General features: G+C 65.6%; 15 protein-coding genes. 4 read left to right on the top strand and 11 right to left on the bottom strand.

Annotated elements, in window-relative coordinates; genetic code table 11:
* Positions 1-19: 19 nt before the first annotated feature.
* From ACNH6H_RS00915 to ACNH6H_RS00900, 4 genes are all read right to left on the bottom strand, one after another.
* Entirely contained in the window at positions 20-943 is a 924-nt protein-coding gene (locus ACNH6H_RS00915; RefSeq protein ID WP_418314844.1) for a dimethyl sulfoxide reductase anchor subunit family protein, read from the bottom strand.
* Entirely contained in the window at positions 940-1,707 is a 768-nt protein-coding gene (locus tag ACNH6H_RS00910; protein WP_418321175.1) for a 4Fe-4S dicluster domain-containing protein, read from the bottom strand. The genes ACNH6H_RS00915 and ACNH6H_RS00910 overlap by 4 nt, the downstream gene beginning before the upstream one ends.
* A complete protein-coding gene (locus tag ACNH6H_RS00905) occupies positions 1,707-4,649 on the bottom strand; it encodes a molybdopterin-dependent oxidoreductase (RefSeq protein ID WP_418314843.1) in 2,943 nt (980 codons plus the stop codon). Before ACNH6H_RS00905 ends, ACNH6H_RS00910 begins: the two co-directional genes overlap by 1 nt.
* Positions 4,650-4,779: 130 nt before the next feature.
* Positions 4,780-6,096: a M16 family metallopeptidase gene (locus ACNH6H_RS00900; protein WP_418314842.1), complete on the bottom strand. Its 1,317-nt coding sequence runs from the start codon at positions 6,094-6,096 to the stop codon at positions 4,780-4,782.
* 269 nt (positions 6,097-6,365) lie between these two features.
* Between ACNH6H_RS00900 and ACNH6H_RS00895 the strand changes: the two genes are divergently transcribed.
* Positions 6,366-7,187, top strand: coding sequence for a GGDEF domain-containing protein (locus ACNH6H_RS00895; RefSeq protein WP_418314841.1), 822 nt, complete (start codon positions 6,366-6,368; stop codon positions 7,185-7,187).
* Positions 7,188-7,229: 42 nt separating this feature from the next.
* Here ACNH6H_RS00895 and ACNH6H_RS00890 read toward each other — a convergent pair whose 3' ends face one another.
* From ACNH6H_RS00890 to ACNH6H_RS00860, 7 genes are read right to left on the bottom strand one after another with little or no spacing between them, the layout of a single operon-like run.
* Positions 7,230-8,189, bottom strand: a complete 960-nt coding sequence (locus ACNH6H_RS00890; RefSeq protein ID WP_418314840.1) for a Gfo/Idh/MocA family oxidoreductase — start codon at positions 8,187-8,189, stop codon at positions 7,230-7,232.
* Positions 8,186-9,043 carry a class III extradiol dioxygenase subunit beta gene (locus ACNH6H_RS00885; protein WP_418314839.1) on the bottom strand — a complete coding sequence of 286 codons (858 nt, stop codon included), beginning with the start codon at positions 9,041-9,043 and terminating at the stop codon, positions 8,186-8,188. Before ACNH6H_RS00885 ends, ACNH6H_RS00890 begins: the two co-directional genes overlap by 4 nt.
* Position 9,044: 1 nt before the next feature.
* Entirely contained in the window at positions 9,045-9,491 is a 447-nt protein-coding gene (ligA, locus tag ACNH6H_RS00880) for a protocatechuate 4,5-dioxygenase subunit alpha (RefSeq protein ID WP_418314838.1), read from the bottom strand.
* Between the two features lie 2 nt (positions 9,492-9,493).
* Positions 9,494-10,423, bottom strand: coding sequence for an amidohydrolase family protein (locus ACNH6H_RS00875; RefSeq protein WP_418314837.1), 930 nt, complete (start codon positions 10,421-10,423; stop codon positions 9,494-9,496).
* Complete coding sequence (locus ACNH6H_RS00870) at positions 10,423-11,358, bottom strand: DUF1932 domain-containing protein (protein WP_418314836.1); 936 nt, start codon at positions 11,356-11,358, stop codon at positions 10,423-10,425. Before ACNH6H_RS00870 ends, ACNH6H_RS00875 begins: the two co-directional genes overlap by 1 nt.
* 8 nt (positions 11,359-11,366) lie before the next feature.
* Positions 11,367-12,068 (bottom strand): 4-carboxy-4-hydroxy-2-oxoadipate aldolase/oxaloacetate decarboxylase, encoded by a 702-nt coding sequence (ligK, locus tag ACNH6H_RS00865; protein WP_418314835.1) that lies wholly within the window; start codon positions 12,066-12,068, stop codon positions 11,367-11,369.
* Positions 12,069-12,070: 2 nt separating this feature from the next.
* A complete protein-coding gene (locus ACNH6H_RS00860; protein ID WP_418314834.1) occupies positions 12,071-13,099 on the bottom strand; it encodes an amidohydrolase family protein in 1,029 nt (342 codons plus the stop codon).
* Positions 13,100-13,301: 202 nt separating this feature from the next.
* On the opposite strand from ACNH6H_RS00860, the gene ACNH6H_RS00855 reads away from it, so the two are divergent.
* The 3 genes from ACNH6H_RS00855 to ACNH6H_RS00845 all read left to right on the top strand — a co-directional run bounded on the left by ACNH6H_RS00855 (position 13,302) and on the right by ACNH6H_RS00845 (position 15,186).
* Positions 13,302-14,234: a LysR family transcriptional regulator gene (locus tag ACNH6H_RS00855; RefSeq protein ID WP_418314833.1), complete on the top strand. Its 933-nt coding sequence runs from the start codon at positions 13,302-13,304 to the stop codon at positions 14,232-14,234.
* A gap of 43 nt (positions 14,235-14,277) precedes the next feature.
* On the top strand, positions 14,278-14,790 hold the full coding sequence (locus ACNH6H_RS00850; protein ID WP_418314832.1) for a TlpA disulfide reductase family protein: 513 nt from the start codon (positions 14,278-14,280) through the stop codon (positions 14,788-14,790).
* A gap of 69 nt (positions 14,791-14,859) precedes the next feature.
* On the top strand, positions 14,860-15,186 hold the full coding sequence (locus tag ACNH6H_RS00845; protein ID WP_418314831.1) for a hypothetical protein: 327 nt from the start codon (positions 14,860-14,862) through the stop codon (positions 15,184-15,186).
* Position 15,187 lies beyond the last annotated feature (1 nt).

Raw genomic sequence — 15,187 nt, 5'->3', positions numbered from 1 at the left:
GCGCGACGAGCGGCTCAGCTCACGAGACGACCTGGTAATACAGGTTTTGCGGATGGCGCACCTGGGCAAAAAAGAACCAGCGTTCGGCGAGCAGCCCCGGTGCCTGCAGCAATGCCGCGAGCAACCACGCGGTGCTGCCGCCGCCGAGGACCGCCCACAGGGCCAGCAGCGACGGCAGCGCAAATGCCGCGACGAGGAACAGCACCTTGACCTGCTTGACGACGATGATCGGGCAGTGGTGGAAGAACTCGCGGGTATTGAACGAGCCGCCGGTCATGCCCATCGCGCGCTGCGTCAGCGGCGCGGCGTCGACGCCAATCGCCGATTGCAGCGTCGAGCGGTGCCTGAGCGTCGCGTTGTGGCGCAGGCTCATTGCGCGGCTCAGCCAGGCTGCCAGCGTCAGCAGCAGCGCGGCCGGTCCACTCGCGCGCAGCAAGTCCTGCTCACCCGCCAGCGCAGCGAGTGCACTCGTCAGCACCAGGCCCGATGACAGCCCGATCAGGATGAAATTGACCAGCGTCAGCGGCTGTGCCCATTCCTCGATGAAGCGGATGCAGCTGTAGATTCTGGCGGTGCACAGCCACAACACGAAGGCGAGCGGGATTACCAGCAGCGGCATCCAGACCGTCTCGACGCCGGCGCGCAGCAGCAACCACCACAAGCCGGTGGCAGCGATGAAGACCGGCAGCGCAATGACCTCGCGCGACAGCCACGAGGTGCGCCACATCAGCACCGAACGCCAGGCGCGCGCCGGCCGGCCGAGGTGGGCAAACGATGACACCAGACCAGCGAGCAGCATGCCGAGCGCGAGCAGCAGGCTGGCCGACAGAAAACCGGGCGAGACCCGCAAGCCGGCCAGCGCCGCCACCGCCAGCGCGACGACCAGACCCTGCGCCGCACCGGCCAGCGTCGTGAAGAAGATCAGCGACCAGGCTGGATTCATCGCTGCTCCCCGCCGGGCTTCGGCGACGACACCCCGTTGCGACGCGGCAGATACTGGTTCGCCGGCAACGTTTCCCATTCCGGCATCAATGGGTAGCCGCCACGCTCGCGGATCGCCTTCGAGACCTCCGACTGCGGATCCTTCACGTCACCGAACAGCCGTGCACCGGTCGGGCAGGCCATCACGCAGGCGGGTTTGCGATCGCGCTCTGCCAGCTTCTCGTCGTAGATGCGGTCGACGCACAAGGTGCACTTGGTCATCACCTGGCGCTCCTCGTCGAGTTCGCGGGCGCCATAGGGGCATGCCCAGGCGCAGTATTTGCAGCCGATGCACTTGTCGTAGTCGACCAGCACGATGCCGTCGTCCTTGCGCTTGTAGCTGGCGCCGGTCGGGCAGACCGGCACACACGGCGGCTCCTCGCAATGCAGGCAGCTCTTCGGGAAATGGATCGTGTCGGTGGCGGGAAAGGTGCCGGCTTCGTAGGTCTGCACGCGGTTGAAGAAGGTGCCGGTCGGCTCCGCCTGATACGGATTCTGGTCGGTCAGCGGGCCGGCCGAACCCGAGGTATTCCACTCCTTGCACGAAATCACGCAGGCGTGGCAGCCGACGCAGACATCGAGGTCGATCACCAGCGCGAGCTGTTTCGCCAATGTTTCGCCGGGTTCGGCGCGGACGCGCCGCCTGCCGCCGGCAGCATCAGCCACTGATGCAGGCGCGGTTGCGACCGCGTCGCGGCTCAGCAGATTTTTCAGCCAGCCGATCATCATGAGGCCCTCCTGCCGGCGAAATAGCTGATCACCCGGGCTGCCTTGCCGGCCAGCCCCGGCACCTCGGGCGTGGTGCTTGTCTGCGGAGAAGCCTGCGCCGGCTCGTCTGCGGCAGCGCGGCGCAGCCGCACCCGAACGTCGTACCAGCCGGCCTGGCCGGTGACCGGATCGGCATTCGCAACCGTTGCGGAACCGGCCTGGCCACTGATCGGCAGCCGGTCGGTGATCAGGTGGTTCAGCAAGAAGGCCTGGCGCGCCTCGTCGGCGCCGGGGCCCAGCCGCCAGGCGCCGTCTGCCTTCGCGATCGCATTCCAGGTCCAGACCGTCGACGGCTCGACCGCCTCGCTGTAACGCACCATGCAGCGCACCCGGCCCCAGCGGCTTTCGATCCAGCACCAGTCGCCGTCGCCGATGCCTGCGGCCTGCGCGGTCTGCGGATTGACGAACAGGTGGTTGTGGCTGTGCAGCTGGCGCAGCCAGGCATTTTGCGAATCCCACGAGTGGTACATCGCCATCGGCCGCTGCGTGATCGCGTGCAGCGGGAAATCGCCGGCATCGGTCGCCTCGTCCTCGAGCGGCGGCGACCAGAACGGCAGCGGGTCGAAATGCCGCTCGATGCGCGAGCGCAGTTGCTCCGGCGGCTGGCGGCCCGAGGTCTTGCCCTGGGCCGCAAGCCGGAAGCTCTGCAATACGTCCGAATAGATCGCGAGCTGGATCGGATCATTCTTCTTGCGCCAGCCCTTGTCCTTCGCGAAATCGAGGTAATCGCGGTTCCAGTTGCGCATGTACTGCATCGCCTCCGGCAGGCGGTAGTGGAAGACGCAGTTGTTCTGCGCATAGGCCTGCCACTGGTTCGGATTCGGCTCGCCGCGCAGGTGCTGGTCGCCGTTCTTGCCGCGCCATCCCATCAGAAAACCGACCCCGGGCGCCGTCTGGCAATTGACGACGAAATCGGCATAGTCGGCAAATTTGCGGTCGCCACCGTCGGTCGTGAAGGCCGGCAGCTTCAGCCGCGACGCCAGTTCGACCAGCACGTCCTGGAACGGCTTGCAGTCGCCAGTCGGCGGCAGCACCGGCACCCGCACCGCATCGGCCGGGCCGTCGAATTCGGAGATCGGCCGGTCGAGCATGCCCATCACGTCATGGCGCTCGAGGTAGGTGGTGTCGGGCAGCACCAGGTCGGCATAGGCAACAGTCTCGCTTTGGAAGGCGTCGCAGACGACGAGGAAGGGGATCAGGTGCTCGCCATGCTCGTCCTTGCGGTTCAGCATCTCGCGCACTGCCATCGTGTTCATCGAACTGTTCCACGCGATGTTCGACATGAAGATCATCAAGGTGTCGAGCCGGTACGGGTCGGCATTGACGGCATTGGCGATCACGTTCTGCATCACGCCGTGTGCAGCCAGTGGGTACTGCCACGAATAGGCATGGTCGATGCGGATCGGCGAGCCGTCGGGATAAACCGCCAGTTCCTCAGGGCTGGCCGGAAAGCCGAGCGGCGCGGCATCGAGCGGCTTGCCCGGCTCGATCATCTCTGCGGAATTGAACGCTCGGTAACTCGGCGCGATGTGGCGCGGGTAGGGCGCCTTGTGGCGAAAGCCGCCCGGTGCATCGATCGTGCCGAGCACACTCATCAGCACCGCCAACGCGCGCACCGTCTGGAAGCCGTTCGAATGGGCAGCCAGCCCGCGCATCGCATGGAAGGCGACCGGCCTTGCCTGTGTTGTCGGGTGCCGCTTTCCCCAGGCATCGGTCCACGCGATCGGCAGCTCGAAGGCCTGCTGCAGCGCGGTCTGCCCGAGTTCACGCGCCAGTTGGCGGATGCGTGTTGCGGCGATGCCGGTGATCTGCGCGGCCCACTCCGGGGTGCACTCGGCAACCCGATCGCGCAGCAACTGGAAGGCCGGCGCCACCCGGGCGCCGTCGGCAAGCCGGTATTCACCGGCCAGCGCCGGGTCGCAGCCGTCGGCAATGCCTTCCGGATAGGCCGGGAGAATGCGGCCGCTGGCGCTGTCCCAGACCAGCTTGTTGTGCGGCTCGCGGCCGTCGCCGGGCGGGCCCTTGTCGGGGTCGAAGGCAAACAGCCCGTGGCGCTCGCCGTCGTCGAGGACAACCAGCTGCGGCGCATTCGTGAATCGCTTCAGGAAGGTCTGGTCGATCAGCTCGTCGGCGATCAGCACATGCAGCAGCCCCATCAGCAGTGCGCCGTCGGTGCCGGGACGGATCGGAATCCACTCGTCGGCGATGGCCGAATAGCCGGTGCGCACCGGATTGATCGAGATGAAGCGGCCACCGGCGCGCTTGAACTTGCTGATCTCGACCTTCAGCGGGTTGCTGTGGTGGTCTTCGGCGGTGCCGATCATCACGAACAGCTTTGCCCGCTCGAGATCGGGGCCGCCGAATTCCCAGAAACTGCCGCCGACCGTATAAATCATCCCGGCCGCCATGTTGACCGAGCAGAAACCGCCGTGGGCGGCGAAATTCGGCGTGCCGAACTGGCTGGCGAACAGGCCGGTCAGTGCCTGCATCTGGTCGCGCCCCGTAAAGAGTGCAAAACGTTTCGGGTCGGTCGCGCGGATGCGGGCCAGCCGCCCGGTCAGGATCTCGAAGGCATGCTCCCAGGAAATCGGCTCGAACTCGGCCGCACCGCGCTCCGACCCGGCCTTGCGCAGCAGCGGCTGGGTCAGCCGCGCCGGCGAGACCTGCTTCATGATGCCGGCCGACCCCTTCGCGCAGATCACCCCCTTGTTCAGCGGATGGTCCGGATTGCCGTCGATATAGCGGACTTCCGGCCCGTCATCCCCTTCGCGCAGGTGGACGCGGATGCCGCAGCGGCAGGCGCACATGTAGCAGGTCGTCGTCTTGACCTCGACCTCGGCCGGTTCAGCCGGCTCGCCCAGCGGATCGTGGAGGGGTTCGCTCGACAGCCACTTGACCATGCCTGACTCCTCCGCCACTGGGTTGATTCAGCGCGTTCGATCGCGCTGCCAGTGCCGGGTTCCGGTGGCCCCGAAAAATCGCCCGGGCGTCGGCCCGCGGAACAGCCTTGCGGTCGGAGAGTGAGCCGGTTCAGCCCTGGCCAGGCAATGCCGCAAGGGCACGCGAAACCCGCTGCTGGATCGCATGCCCCGGGCGACCGGTGACCGCAACGGCGGCAGGCCGGGCCAGCATTTGCGCAAAGACCTGCCGCACCTGCGCCGCCTCGACCGCATGAATCTGGTCGAGCAGTTCGCTGCGGCTGCGCACGCGGCCGAATGCAAAGACGTCCTGCGCGGCGTTTTCGACGCGTTGCGCCGGCCGCTCGCTGGCGCGCAGGCTGCGCACGGTGATCTGGTTGCGGGCCCGTGCCAGGTCGTGTGGCGCGATGCTCGATGCGTGCGTCAGCAGCAACCGGCTCAGCTCGGCAAAAAAGTCGTCGAGCTGGGCCGGGGTCGTCGACGCCTCGATGACAAACTGGCCGCAGGCCTCGGTGATGTCGGCCGAGCAGGCAGCGTGGTAGACCATGCCGCGGCGCTCGCGCAGCTGGTCGAGCAGCGGCGAACTCATGCCCTCGCCGAACAGCGCCGCGGCAACCTGGGCAGCGTGGTGCGCCTCGCGCAGCGACGGAATCGGAAAGCCGACCACCAGGTGCGCCTGGCTGTAGCCGCCGAAATGCCGCGAGCCGATGCCGCCGATGTGCTGCGGTGCCTCGACGCCGTTGTCGGCGCCGGGCTGCAGGCTGCCGAAAGCCGCCTCGGCGGCCCTCACCATCTGCTGCGGATCGACATCGCCGGCGACCGCGACGACGACATTGGCCCCGCTGTACTGGCGCCGGACGTAGCCGACCAGTTCGTCACGCGAAAATCGTTCGATGTTCGGCCGGGTGCCGATCACCGGGCGGGCAAAGGCATGGCTGCCGAAACACAGCCGGTCGAACAGCTTGAAGCCGGCCGATACCGCATCGTCGGCATCCTCGTCGAATTCCTGCAGGATGACCTGGCGTTCGCGCTCGAGCTCGTCCTCGGGAAAGCTGCCGTTGCGGACGATGTCGCCGAGCATGCCGATGAAGTCGCCGGCATGGCAGGCCAACCCGCTCATGTGGAATGCGGTGTGGTCCTTGTCGGTGTGCGCATTGACCTCGGCGCCGAGCTGCTCGGCATCAAAATTGATCTGCTGGCAGGTGCGGCTGTCGGTGCCCTTGAATGCCATGTGCTCGACAAAATGGCTGATGCCGTTGTGCCGCCGCGATTCATGCTGGCTGCCGCTGCGCACATAGATGCTGACCGAACAGGTCTGCGACGCCGGCAGCCGGATCGTCACGACGCGCACGCCGTTGGCGAGCGTCGCGATCTCGGTGCGGTCGCTGTCGGCTCCGGGAACGGGCAGGTAGGAAAGGCTGGCTGACAAGGGCAGGGCTGCGATGTTGCTCGAAAGCGGATTGTGGACCCAGGCGCTCGGCGACGCGTTCAGCACCGCGGCAGACCGTATAGGCAACTGCCTTTTTGACTTCTGCGCTGCGCTCAAGAGGCCGGGAGCGGCGCCGATAATCCTGCGGTGGCAGGATGGCCGTTGGGGCTGGACTGCTGCATCCGCTCCCGCCGGCATGTGGCAGGCGCGATGGCGCGCTGGTCCTGCTGACTGAGGTAGGTGTGATGGTCGATCGATGGTTTGTTCTGATGCAGTCGCCGACCTGGCGTTACACGGCGATTGGCGCACTGTTCGGGCTGATGTTTCCGCTTGTTTCCGCGGCCCTGCTGCTTGCCACCGGCACCGTGCAGAAAGCGGCGACTTTCGGCGAACTGGTGGCCGCCGTCCACGCCCATTCGCCCCTGCTCTACGTGATCGATACCGCGCCGATCTTCCTCGGCATCTTCGCCGGCTTCGCAGGTGTGCGACAGAGCCGGCTGATCGCGCTGAATGCGTCGCTTGAGCAACAGATCGCCACGCAGACCGCATCGCTGCGCAAGGCCTTGCAGCAGGCCGAGAAGACCAACGTGATGATCAGCCACATGGCCGACCACGACCCGTTGACGGGGCTGCTGAATCGCCGGCGCATGCACCGCGAACTGGTCGCCGCGGTGTCCGATGCCCGGCGCCACGGCGATGAACTGGCGCTGGTGTTCGTCGATCTGGACCGCTTCAAGGCGATCAACGACCGCCACGGCCACGAAGCCGGCGACCGCTTTCTCGGCGCTTTTTCCGCGCTGCTGGAACTGGCGGCGCGTGATACCGACAAGATCGGCCGCTGGGGCGGCGATGAATTCGTGATCCTGCTGCCGCGGACGACCGAGCCGGGGGCCGCGCAATTCTGCAGTCGGCTCGAGGAGATCCTCGACGGCGACGGCATCGACATCGGCCCGGCCCGTGTGCCCGCAGCAGCCAGCATCGGCGTCGCGTTGTACCCGGCCGATGGCGCCGATCCGGCAACGCTGCTTGCCCATGCGGATCGGCGGATGTACCGCGTGAAGAAGCGCCGCGACGAGCCGGCGCCGGTCTGAACGTCGCGAGGACGCCGGCTCGATGCCTGCCCGCTCGTCCGGTCAGGCCTTGTTCAGCTGTTGCTCCAGCTGGTGCAAAACCTTGTAGCAGGGCAGCACCTGCGCAACGCTCGAATTCGGCTCGCGGCCTTCGCGGATCGCGGCGAAAAATTCGCGATCCTGCAATTCGATGCCGTTCATCGATACCGCCACCTTGCTGACGTCGATCTTTTCTTCCTTGCCATTGAACAGGTCGTCATAGCGAGCGACGTAGGTTGCGCTGTCACCGATGTAGCGGAAGAAGGTGCCGAGCGGACCGTCGTTGTTGAAGCTCAGGCTCAGCGTGCAGATCGCACCGGTGCTGGACTTCAGCTGGATGCTCATGTCCATCGCGATGCCGAGCGTCGGATGGATAGGACCCTGCACCGCATTCGCCTGCACGATCTCGCCGCCAGCCTGGTAGGCGAACAGGTCGACCGTGTGCGCAGCGTGGTGCCACAGCAGGTGGTCGGTCCAGCTGCGCGGCTGGCCGAGCGCATTCATGTTGGTGCGGCGGAAGAAATAGGTCTGCACATCCATCTGCTGGATGTTGAATTCGCCGGCGGCGATGCGCTTGTGCACGAACTGGTGGCTCGGGTTGAAGCGCCGCGTGTGGCCGACCATCGCGACCAGCCCGGTCTTCTTCTGCAGCGCGACCACTTCCTCGGCGCCTTTCAGCGTATCGGCGAGCGGAATCTCGACCTGCACATGTTTGCCGGCCTTCAGGCAGGCGATCGACTGCTCGGCATGCATCTGCGTCGGCGTGCACAGGATCACCGCATCGAGTTCCTTCAGCGCGAGGCTTTCGGACAGATCGGTGCCGGCATGGGCGATGCCGTATTGCTTCGCGACTTCCTGCGTTTTCGCCAGGTCGCGGCCGATCACCGAAACGACTTCGACGCCGTCGATATTCTTGATGCCGTCGAGGTGCTTGATGCCGAATGCGCCGGCGCCGATCAGCGCGACCTTGATTGTCTTGCTCATTGCGTGTTCTCCAGGATCAGGTGGCCGACGGCTGTATTGCTGGCCGGCACGTGGAAGAAGCGGTGCTTCAGCGTCGGTTTCGGGCCGCCAGCGATATCGGCCATCGCGCCGCGCGCGATCAGCCACATCACCAGTTCGATGCCCTCGGATCCGGCCTCGCGCACATATTCGAGGTGCGGCACCTTGGACAGGCCATCCGGGTCGTCGATCAGCCTGTCGAGGAAACGGTTGTCCCAGTCCTTGTTGATCAGGCCGGCGCGCGGGCCCTGCAGCTGGTGGCTCATGCCGCCGGTGCCCCAGATCTGCACGCGCAAAGGCTCGTCGTAGCTCTCGATCGCCCGGCGGATCGCCTGGCCGAGCAAAAAGCAGCGCCGCCCCGACGGCACCGGGTATTGCACGACATTGACCGCAAACGGGATCACCGGGCAAGGCCAGGCTTCGGGCGACCCGCACATCAGGTTCAGCGGCACCGTCAGGCCGTGGTCGACGTCCATCTTGTTGACGATGGTCAGGTCGAAATCGTCCTGGATCACGCTTTGTGCGATGTGCGAGGCGAGTTCCGGATGGCCAATCACCTTCGGTACCGGACGCGGGCCCCAGCCTTCGTCGGCCGGCTGGTATTCGGCCGCGGTGCCGATCGCGAAGGTCGGGATCATATCGAGGCTGAATGCCGTCGCATGGTCGTTGTAGACGAGGAAGATGACATCGGGACGGTTGTCCTTCATCCACTGCTTCGAATAGTCGTAGCCCTTGAACAGCGGCTGCCAGTACGGCTCGTCGGTCTTGCCGAGGTCGATCGCTGCGCCGATCGCGGGGACGTGCGAGGTGTAGACGCTGGCGGTGATGCGTGCCATCTCAGGATTCCTTCTTGTTCTTGCCGGCCGCACCTTGCGGCTGGCGGTGGGGTTGAGCGTCACCGTCCTCGCCGACAACCCGGTTGCCATTAACCGAGCGGCCACCGCTGATCATCATGTTGCGGTATTCCTCCTCGCTCATGCCGGTCATGCTGCCGGCCATCTGCTGGAAGCTCTTGCCGTCGGTGGCGCCGATCTTCGCGAGGAAATAGATGTTGCCGCCGAGCGCGATGCAGCGGTTCAGGTCGCGAGCCAGCACCGCCTGCTTCTGCTCCTCGCTCATCGGCCATTCGTCGAGGTAGGCCCGTTCGTCGGCCTTGAAGCGGGCGCGGTTTTCCGCCTTCATCAGCGACATGCAGAACTGGTTCAGGTGGTAGCCCTTGCGCGACTGCTCTGCATCGAAGATCGTCGTCCCAGGGACGTCGAGATAGGGTTTGTTCAAGGGCATGTTCAGAGCTCCTCCGGCCAGTACAAGCGCATCGGGTTATCGACGAGCATCTTCTGCTGCAGTTCGGCCGTGGTTGCAATATGCGGTATGAAATCGACCAGCAGGCCGTCATCGGGCATGTGGTCCTTCAGGTTCGGATGCGGCCAGTCGGTTCCCCACAAGACGCGGTCGGGGAAAGTCTCGACGATGCGGCGCGCGAACGGCACCACGTCCTGGTAGGCATTGCGCTCGCCGCTCAGCGCCTTCGGTCCGGTCACCGACAGCCGCTCCGGGCAGCTGACCTTGCTCCAGACATTCGGATATTCGCGCATGAATTTCACGAACAGCTCGAACTCGGGCCCGTCGACCGGCTTGGTCACGTCGGGGCGGCCCATGTGGTCGACAACGATGGTCGTTGGCAGTGCGGTGAAGAAGTCCCACAGTTCGGGCAGGTCGACCGCCTCGAAATAGATCACGACATGCCAGCCGAGCGGCGCGATGCGCGCGGCGATCTCCATCAACTCGTCCTTCGGCGTGAAATCGACCAGCCGCTTGACGAAATTGAAACGCACGCCGCGAACGCCGGCCGCATGCATTTCCTGCAACTGCTGGTCGGTGACGCTGCGCTTGACTGTTGCGACACCGCGCGCCTTGCCGCCGGAATGGACCAGCGCATCGACCATCGCGCGGTTGTCGGCGCCGTGGCAGGTCGCCTGCACGACGACGTTGCGCGCAAAACCGAGGTGGTCACGCAGCGCATACAGCTGCTGCTTCGATGCATCACACGGCGTGTATTTGCGCTCAGGCGCATACGGAAATTCGGCGCCCGGCCCGAACACATGGCAATGGGCGTCGACGCTGCCGGCAGGCAGCTTGAACTGCGGTTTCGAAGGGCCGCTATACCAGTCGAGCCAGCCGGCGGTCTTGCTGAAGGTTTCTGTGTTGGTGCTCATCACGTTCCCTGATCCGTTTGCTGCCCGAGCCGGGCGAGGATGCGGTCGGCTTCGATCCGCCAGTCGGCACTGCGCGCGAATGCAGCGCTGCCGCGCTGGCCGAATACACCGTGATCGGCCAGGTCGGCCATCCAGGCCTGGCGCTCGGCGGTGCCGCTGGCCGACCACGGCGTCAAACCCGCCTCGCGCACCGTCTCGGCGACCTCGCGCACTTCCTCGCTGCGACGCCGGCCGTGTTCGATCACGCGCTGGAAGAAATAGGCCGCCTGCGCCTCCCAGTCGATGCCGGGAAAGGTCTCGTGCAAGGACGCGATCACCGCATCCTCGACGCCGTGCGCGCGCGCGGCGGTAAAACTTTCGATGACCATCGCCTCCAGGCCCTTGATCATCACGCTGCGGCACATCTTGGTCGCCGATGCAACGCCAAGCCGCTCGCTGGCGACCTTGGCATCGAAGCCGAGTTCAAGCAGCAGCGGCGCCAGTTCGGCCGCGCCGGCGCCGCCGAGCAGCAGCGGCACCTTGATGCGGTAGGGCGGAATCGACGTCATCACCGCGCCTTCGACATAACGCCCGCCGGCGGCGTCGATCAGTTCGGCAGCTCGCCGCTTGGCGCCGGGCGATGCCGAATTGAAGTCGAGCAGCCAGGTCCCCGGCCTGATCGCGGGTGCGCAGGCCTCGGCGACCGCAACCGCCTGGCTGGCGGTGACCGCGCTGATGATCAGATCCGCATTCGCCGCCAGTTCGGCATGTGAATCGACAAGAAAAACGCCGCCGGCCTTCGCATGCTCGCGCAGTGCAGCCTCTTGCGCGCCGCCGAGCTTGCGGTCGTGCGCCGTCACGCGGACGTCCAGTGCGCGCAGATCCTCGGCCAGGATGCGGCCGACCTCGCCATATCCGATCAGGCCGACAGTCCACGTCAACGGCTTGGCTTTCATCGCCGTGCTCAGTCGATGTACTTCAGCCCGGCCTTCTCAAGCGGCTCGCGCATGTTGTACATGTCAAGCCCGAGCACGCCGGCAGCAAACTTCGCGCGTTTTTCGCCTTCGAAGGATTCGCGCTTTTCGGCTGCATCGGCGACCTGCTGCGCCATCGCAGCCGGCACGACGACGACGCCATCGCTGTCGGCAACGATCACGTCGCCCGGATTCACCGCCGCCCCCGCGCAGACCACCGGGATATTGACCGAACCCAGCGTCGCCTTGATCGTTCCCTTCGCATGGATTGCGCGGCTGAAGACCGGGAAACCCATCTGCTGCAACTCGTCGACATCGCGGCAACCGCCGTCGATGACCAGGCCCTTGGCGCCGCGGCCCTTGAACGAGGTGGCCAGCAGGTCGCCGAAGAAGCCGTCGTTGTTGTCGGTCGTGCAAGCGGCGACGACGACGTCGCCGGGCTGGATCTGTTCGGCCGCGACGTGCATCATCCAGTTGTCGCCGGGCTGCAGCAGCACGGTGACGGCCGGGCCGCACATCTTCGCGCCGGCATAGATCGGTCGCATGTACGGCTTCATCAGGCCCATCCGGCCAAGCGCCTCGTGCACCGTCGCGACGCCGAAGCGCGACAGTTTCTCCACTGCAGCCGGGTCGGCGCGGACGATGTTGCGCTTGACGACACCGAGCGTGCTGGCAAGGTTCTGGTTGCTCATGGTCATTTCCCCTTCGCTTTCAGTGCGGCATCGAGACGCGGGAAAACGCGTCGCGCATTGCCTTCGTAGACCTTGTGGCGGTCGTCGCCGACGACGATCGTCGACGCCTCGATATACCGCTTGGTGTCGTCGTAGTAATGGCCGGTTTCGGGATCGATGCCCCGCACTGCGCCGATCATCTCGCTGGCAAACAGGATGTTGTCGACCGGGATCACCTTGGTCAGCAGGTCGATGCCCGGCTGGTGGTAGACGCAGGTGTCGAAAAAGATGTTGTTCAGAAGGTGGTCCTTCAACAGCGGCTTTTTCAGTTCCTGCGCGAGGCCGCGGAAGCGCCCCCAGTGGTAGGGCACCGCGCCGCCGCCGTGCGGGATGATGAAGCGCAGCGTCGGGAAATCCCTGAACAGGTCCGACGTCAGACACTGCATGAACGCCGTGGTGTCGGCATTCAGATAGTGCGCGCCGGTGGTGTGGAAACACGCATTGCAGCTGGTCGATACATGGATCATCGCCGGGATGTCGAGCTCGACCATCTTTTCGTAGATCGGATACCAGTGGCGGTCGGACAGCGGCGGGCTGGTCCAGTGGCCGCCAGACGGATCGGGGTTCAGGTTGATGCCGACATTGCCGTACTGCGCAACGCACTTCTCGATTTCCGGAATGCAGGTCGCCGGATCGACACCCGGCGACTGCGGCAGCATCGCCGCCGGAACAAAGCGGTCGGGGAACAGCTGGCTGACGCGGTAGCAGAGCTCGTTGCAGATCGCCGCCCAGGTCGACGAAACCTCGAAATCGCCGATGTGATGCGCCATGAAGCTGGCGCGCGGGCTGAAGATCGTCAGGTCGGAGCCGCGCTCGTTCATCAGCCGCAGCTGGTTGGCCTCGATCGACTCGCGCAGTTCGTCGTCGCTGATCTTCAGGTCGGCCACTTTCGGCTTGACCGACGGATCCTTGATGCCGGCAATCTGCTGGTTGCGCCAGTTTTCCAGCGCTTTCGGTGCGGTTGTGTAGTGGCCGTGGCAGTCGATGATCATTGCGCGTCTCCAGTTCTTGTCGTGGTACCGGCGGCAGCCGCGGTGCGGTCAGGTGGGGTCACACCAGCCACCGGGCCGGTCTGTGGTGATTTTTCGTGATAGTCAGTCTGTGCGCAACAGGTATGGCGAGATAGCAGCCATAACGAATCGGCATCGCTCGAGATGGCCGAGAATCGTGATGCACGTGCAAAGGGGCTGGTCGATGGATCTGCGGCAAATTGAATATTTCGTCCGTGTCGCCGAACTCGGCAGCTTCAGCAAAGCCGCATTGCTGCTGTCGACGGCCCAGCCGGCGCTCAGCCGGCAGGTCAAGATGCTGGAAACCGAACTGGGCCAGGCCCTGCTGCGCCGCCACGGCCGCGGCGTCACCTTGACCGATGCCGGCGAACTGTTCCTGAAACATGGCCACGGCATCCTGCACCAGGTCGAGCAGGCCCGGCACGAACTGCGCAGCTCGCTCGGCCAGGAGGGCGGCAGGATCGTCGTCGGCTTGCCGCCCAGCCTCAGCCGCGGCCTGACCGGTCCGCTGGTCGCAGCCTTCAAGCAGCGATTTGCCGATGCCGAACTGGCCATCGTCGAAGGCCTGTCGTCACACCTGGCCGAGTGGCTGCAGGTCGGGCGCATCGATCTGGCGCTGCTGCTGAATCCCGATCCACGGCCGGAAATCGACACCGCGCCGGTTTTCGAGGAAGCGCTGTGCCTGATCGGCCCGGGGCCGCGCGCGGCTGACGAGGGCGACACGAGCGTCGCTTTTGCCCGGCTCGCCGACTATCCGCTGGTGATTCCGGACCGCGTCCACGCGATACGGCGGCTGGTCGAGACGCGCGCTGCCCACCTCGGCCTGAAGCTGAAGATCGCGATGGAGGTGGCGTCGGTCGACGGCATGCTCGACCTCGTCAGGCTCGGCATCGGCTTTGCCGTGTTGCCGCCGAGCGCGCTGGCGCAGCGCAACGCCGTTGATTCGTACCAGGCGCGGCAGATCGTCGAGCCGCGGCTGCCTGTGCTGATGACGACCGCGGTGTCGGCGGTGCGGCCACTGACGCCGCTGGTCGTCGCGACCCGGGAGCGCGTCGCCGAGCAGGTGCGTCAGCTGGCGATGCAATGGGGAGACCAGATCGTGCTGCGTGGCGTTTGAGCAGCGCCGACAAAGATCAGTCGATCCTGATATTCTTCAAGCGATGCTCACCCAACGTATTCCGACCCGCCGGCGCCTGTTGGCGGCGCTGGCCGCGACCTGTCTGGCCAGCGTCGGCCCGGCCGCGCTTGCAGCAGCGGCAGCGAAGGGCGAGGTGGTCGATCTGCCGGCACTGCAGTTGATCGACGGCAAGCGGCTGGCCGACTGGAAAGGCCAGCCGGCGGTGATCGTTTTCTGGTCGACCGATTGCGCCTTCTGCAAACGCCACAACGCACGCCTCGACAAGCTGTACCGCGAGCTGCAGGCGCGTGGCAGCAAGCTGCGCATCGTCGGCATTGCCACCGACCGCGACCCTCAGGCGGTGCGGCGCCATGTCGCCGAGCACGACCTGCGCTTTCCGGTCGCGCTCGATGGCGCGGCGCTGCGCGCACGGCTGACCGAGCGGGCAGTGGTGCCAATGACGGTGCTGATCGATGGCAGCGGGCGGCTGCTGCTGGCGATCCCCGGCGAGATGACCGAAGACGATATCGCGGCGATCGGCGCGCAGCTCGGCTGACGCAGACCAGCCGGCATGGCGATGGGTGCATCATCGAAGCATCGATTGCGACTCAACCAGGAGTGTGTGATGAAGATCAGCCGAATCCTGCCTGCGCTTGGCTTGCTGCTCGGCGCGGCATCGATATCTGCCCAGACCGCCGGCGAACTGTTCCGCGATGCCGACCTCGCACTCGGCGAGAAACTGATCAAGGACAACGGCTGCGTCGCCTGCCATGTGCGCAAAGTGGGCGGCGACGGCTCGAAGATCTACCGGCCGACCGGGCGCATCAATACGCCCGGATTTCTGCGCGGCATGGTCGAGCAGTGCAACACCGAACTGAACCTCGGGATGTTTCCGGAAGAGGTGTCCGCAGTCGCCGCGGTGCTGAACCGCGACCACTACCGCTTCAAGTGAT

The organism is Pseudideonella sakaiensis (assembly GCF_048320135.1).
GTDB classification, from domain to species: Bacteria; Pseudomonadota; Gammaproteobacteria; order Burkholderiales; family Burkholderiaceae_C; genus Ideonella_A; species Ideonella_A sakaiensis_A.
Note: the sequence above shows the minus strand (reverse complement) of the source record. Positions and strands in the feature narration are given on the sequence as shown.

Coding starts and splice junctions, on each gene's coding strand:
- ACNH6H_RS00915 (WP_418314844.1), bottom strand. CDS start 943: ATGAATCCAGCCTGGTCGCTGATCTTCTTCACGACGCTGGCCGGTGCG.
- ACNH6H_RS00910 (WP_418321175.1), bottom strand. CDS start 1,707: ATGATCGGCTGGCTGAAAAATCTGCTGAGCCGCGACGCGGTCGCAACC.
- ACNH6H_RS00905 (WP_418314843.1), bottom strand. CDS start 4,649: ATGGTCAAGTGGCTGTCGAGCGAACCCCTCCACGATCCGCTGGGCGAG.
- ACNH6H_RS00895 (WP_418314841.1), top strand. CDS start 6,366: ATGCAGTCGCCGACCTGGCGTTACACGGCGATTGGCGCACTGTTCGGG.
- ACNH6H_RS00890 (WP_418314840.1), bottom strand. CDS start 8,189: ATGAGCAAGACAATCAAGGTCGCGCTGATCGGCGCCGGCGCATTCGGC.
- ACNH6H_RS00885 (WP_418314839.1), bottom strand. CDS start 9,043: ATGGCACGCATCACCGCCAGCGTCTACACCTCGCACGTCCCCGCGATC.
- ligA (WP_418314838.1), bottom strand. CDS start 9,491: ATGCCCTTGAACAAACCCTATCTCGACGTCCCTGGGACGACGATCTTC.
- ACNH6H_RS00875 (WP_418314837.1), bottom strand. CDS start 10,423: ATGAGCACCAACACAGAAACCTTCAGCAAGACCGCCGGCTGGCTCGAC.
- ACNH6H_RS00870 (WP_418314836.1), bottom strand. CDS start 11,358: ATGAAAGCCAAGCCGTTGACGTGGACTGTCGGCCTGATCGGATATGGC.
- ligK (WP_418314835.1), bottom strand. CDS start 12,068: ATGAGCAACCAGAACCTTGCCAGCACGCTCGGTGTCGTCAAGCGCAAC.
- ACNH6H_RS00860 (WP_418314834.1), bottom strand. CDS start 13,099: ATGATCATCGACTGCCACGGCCACTACACAACCGCACCGAAAGCGCTG.
- ACNH6H_RS00855 (WP_418314833.1), top strand. CDS start 13,302: ATGGATCTGCGGCAAATTGAATATTTCGTCCGTGTCGCCGAACTCGGC.
- ACNH6H_RS00850 (WP_418314832.1), top strand. CDS start 14,278: ATGCTCACCCAACGTATTCCGACCCGCCGGCGCCTGTTGGCGGCGCTG.
- ACNH6H_RS00845 (WP_418314831.1), top strand. CDS start 14,860: ATGAAGATCAGCCGAATCCTGCCTGCGCTTGGCTTGCTGCTCGGCGCG.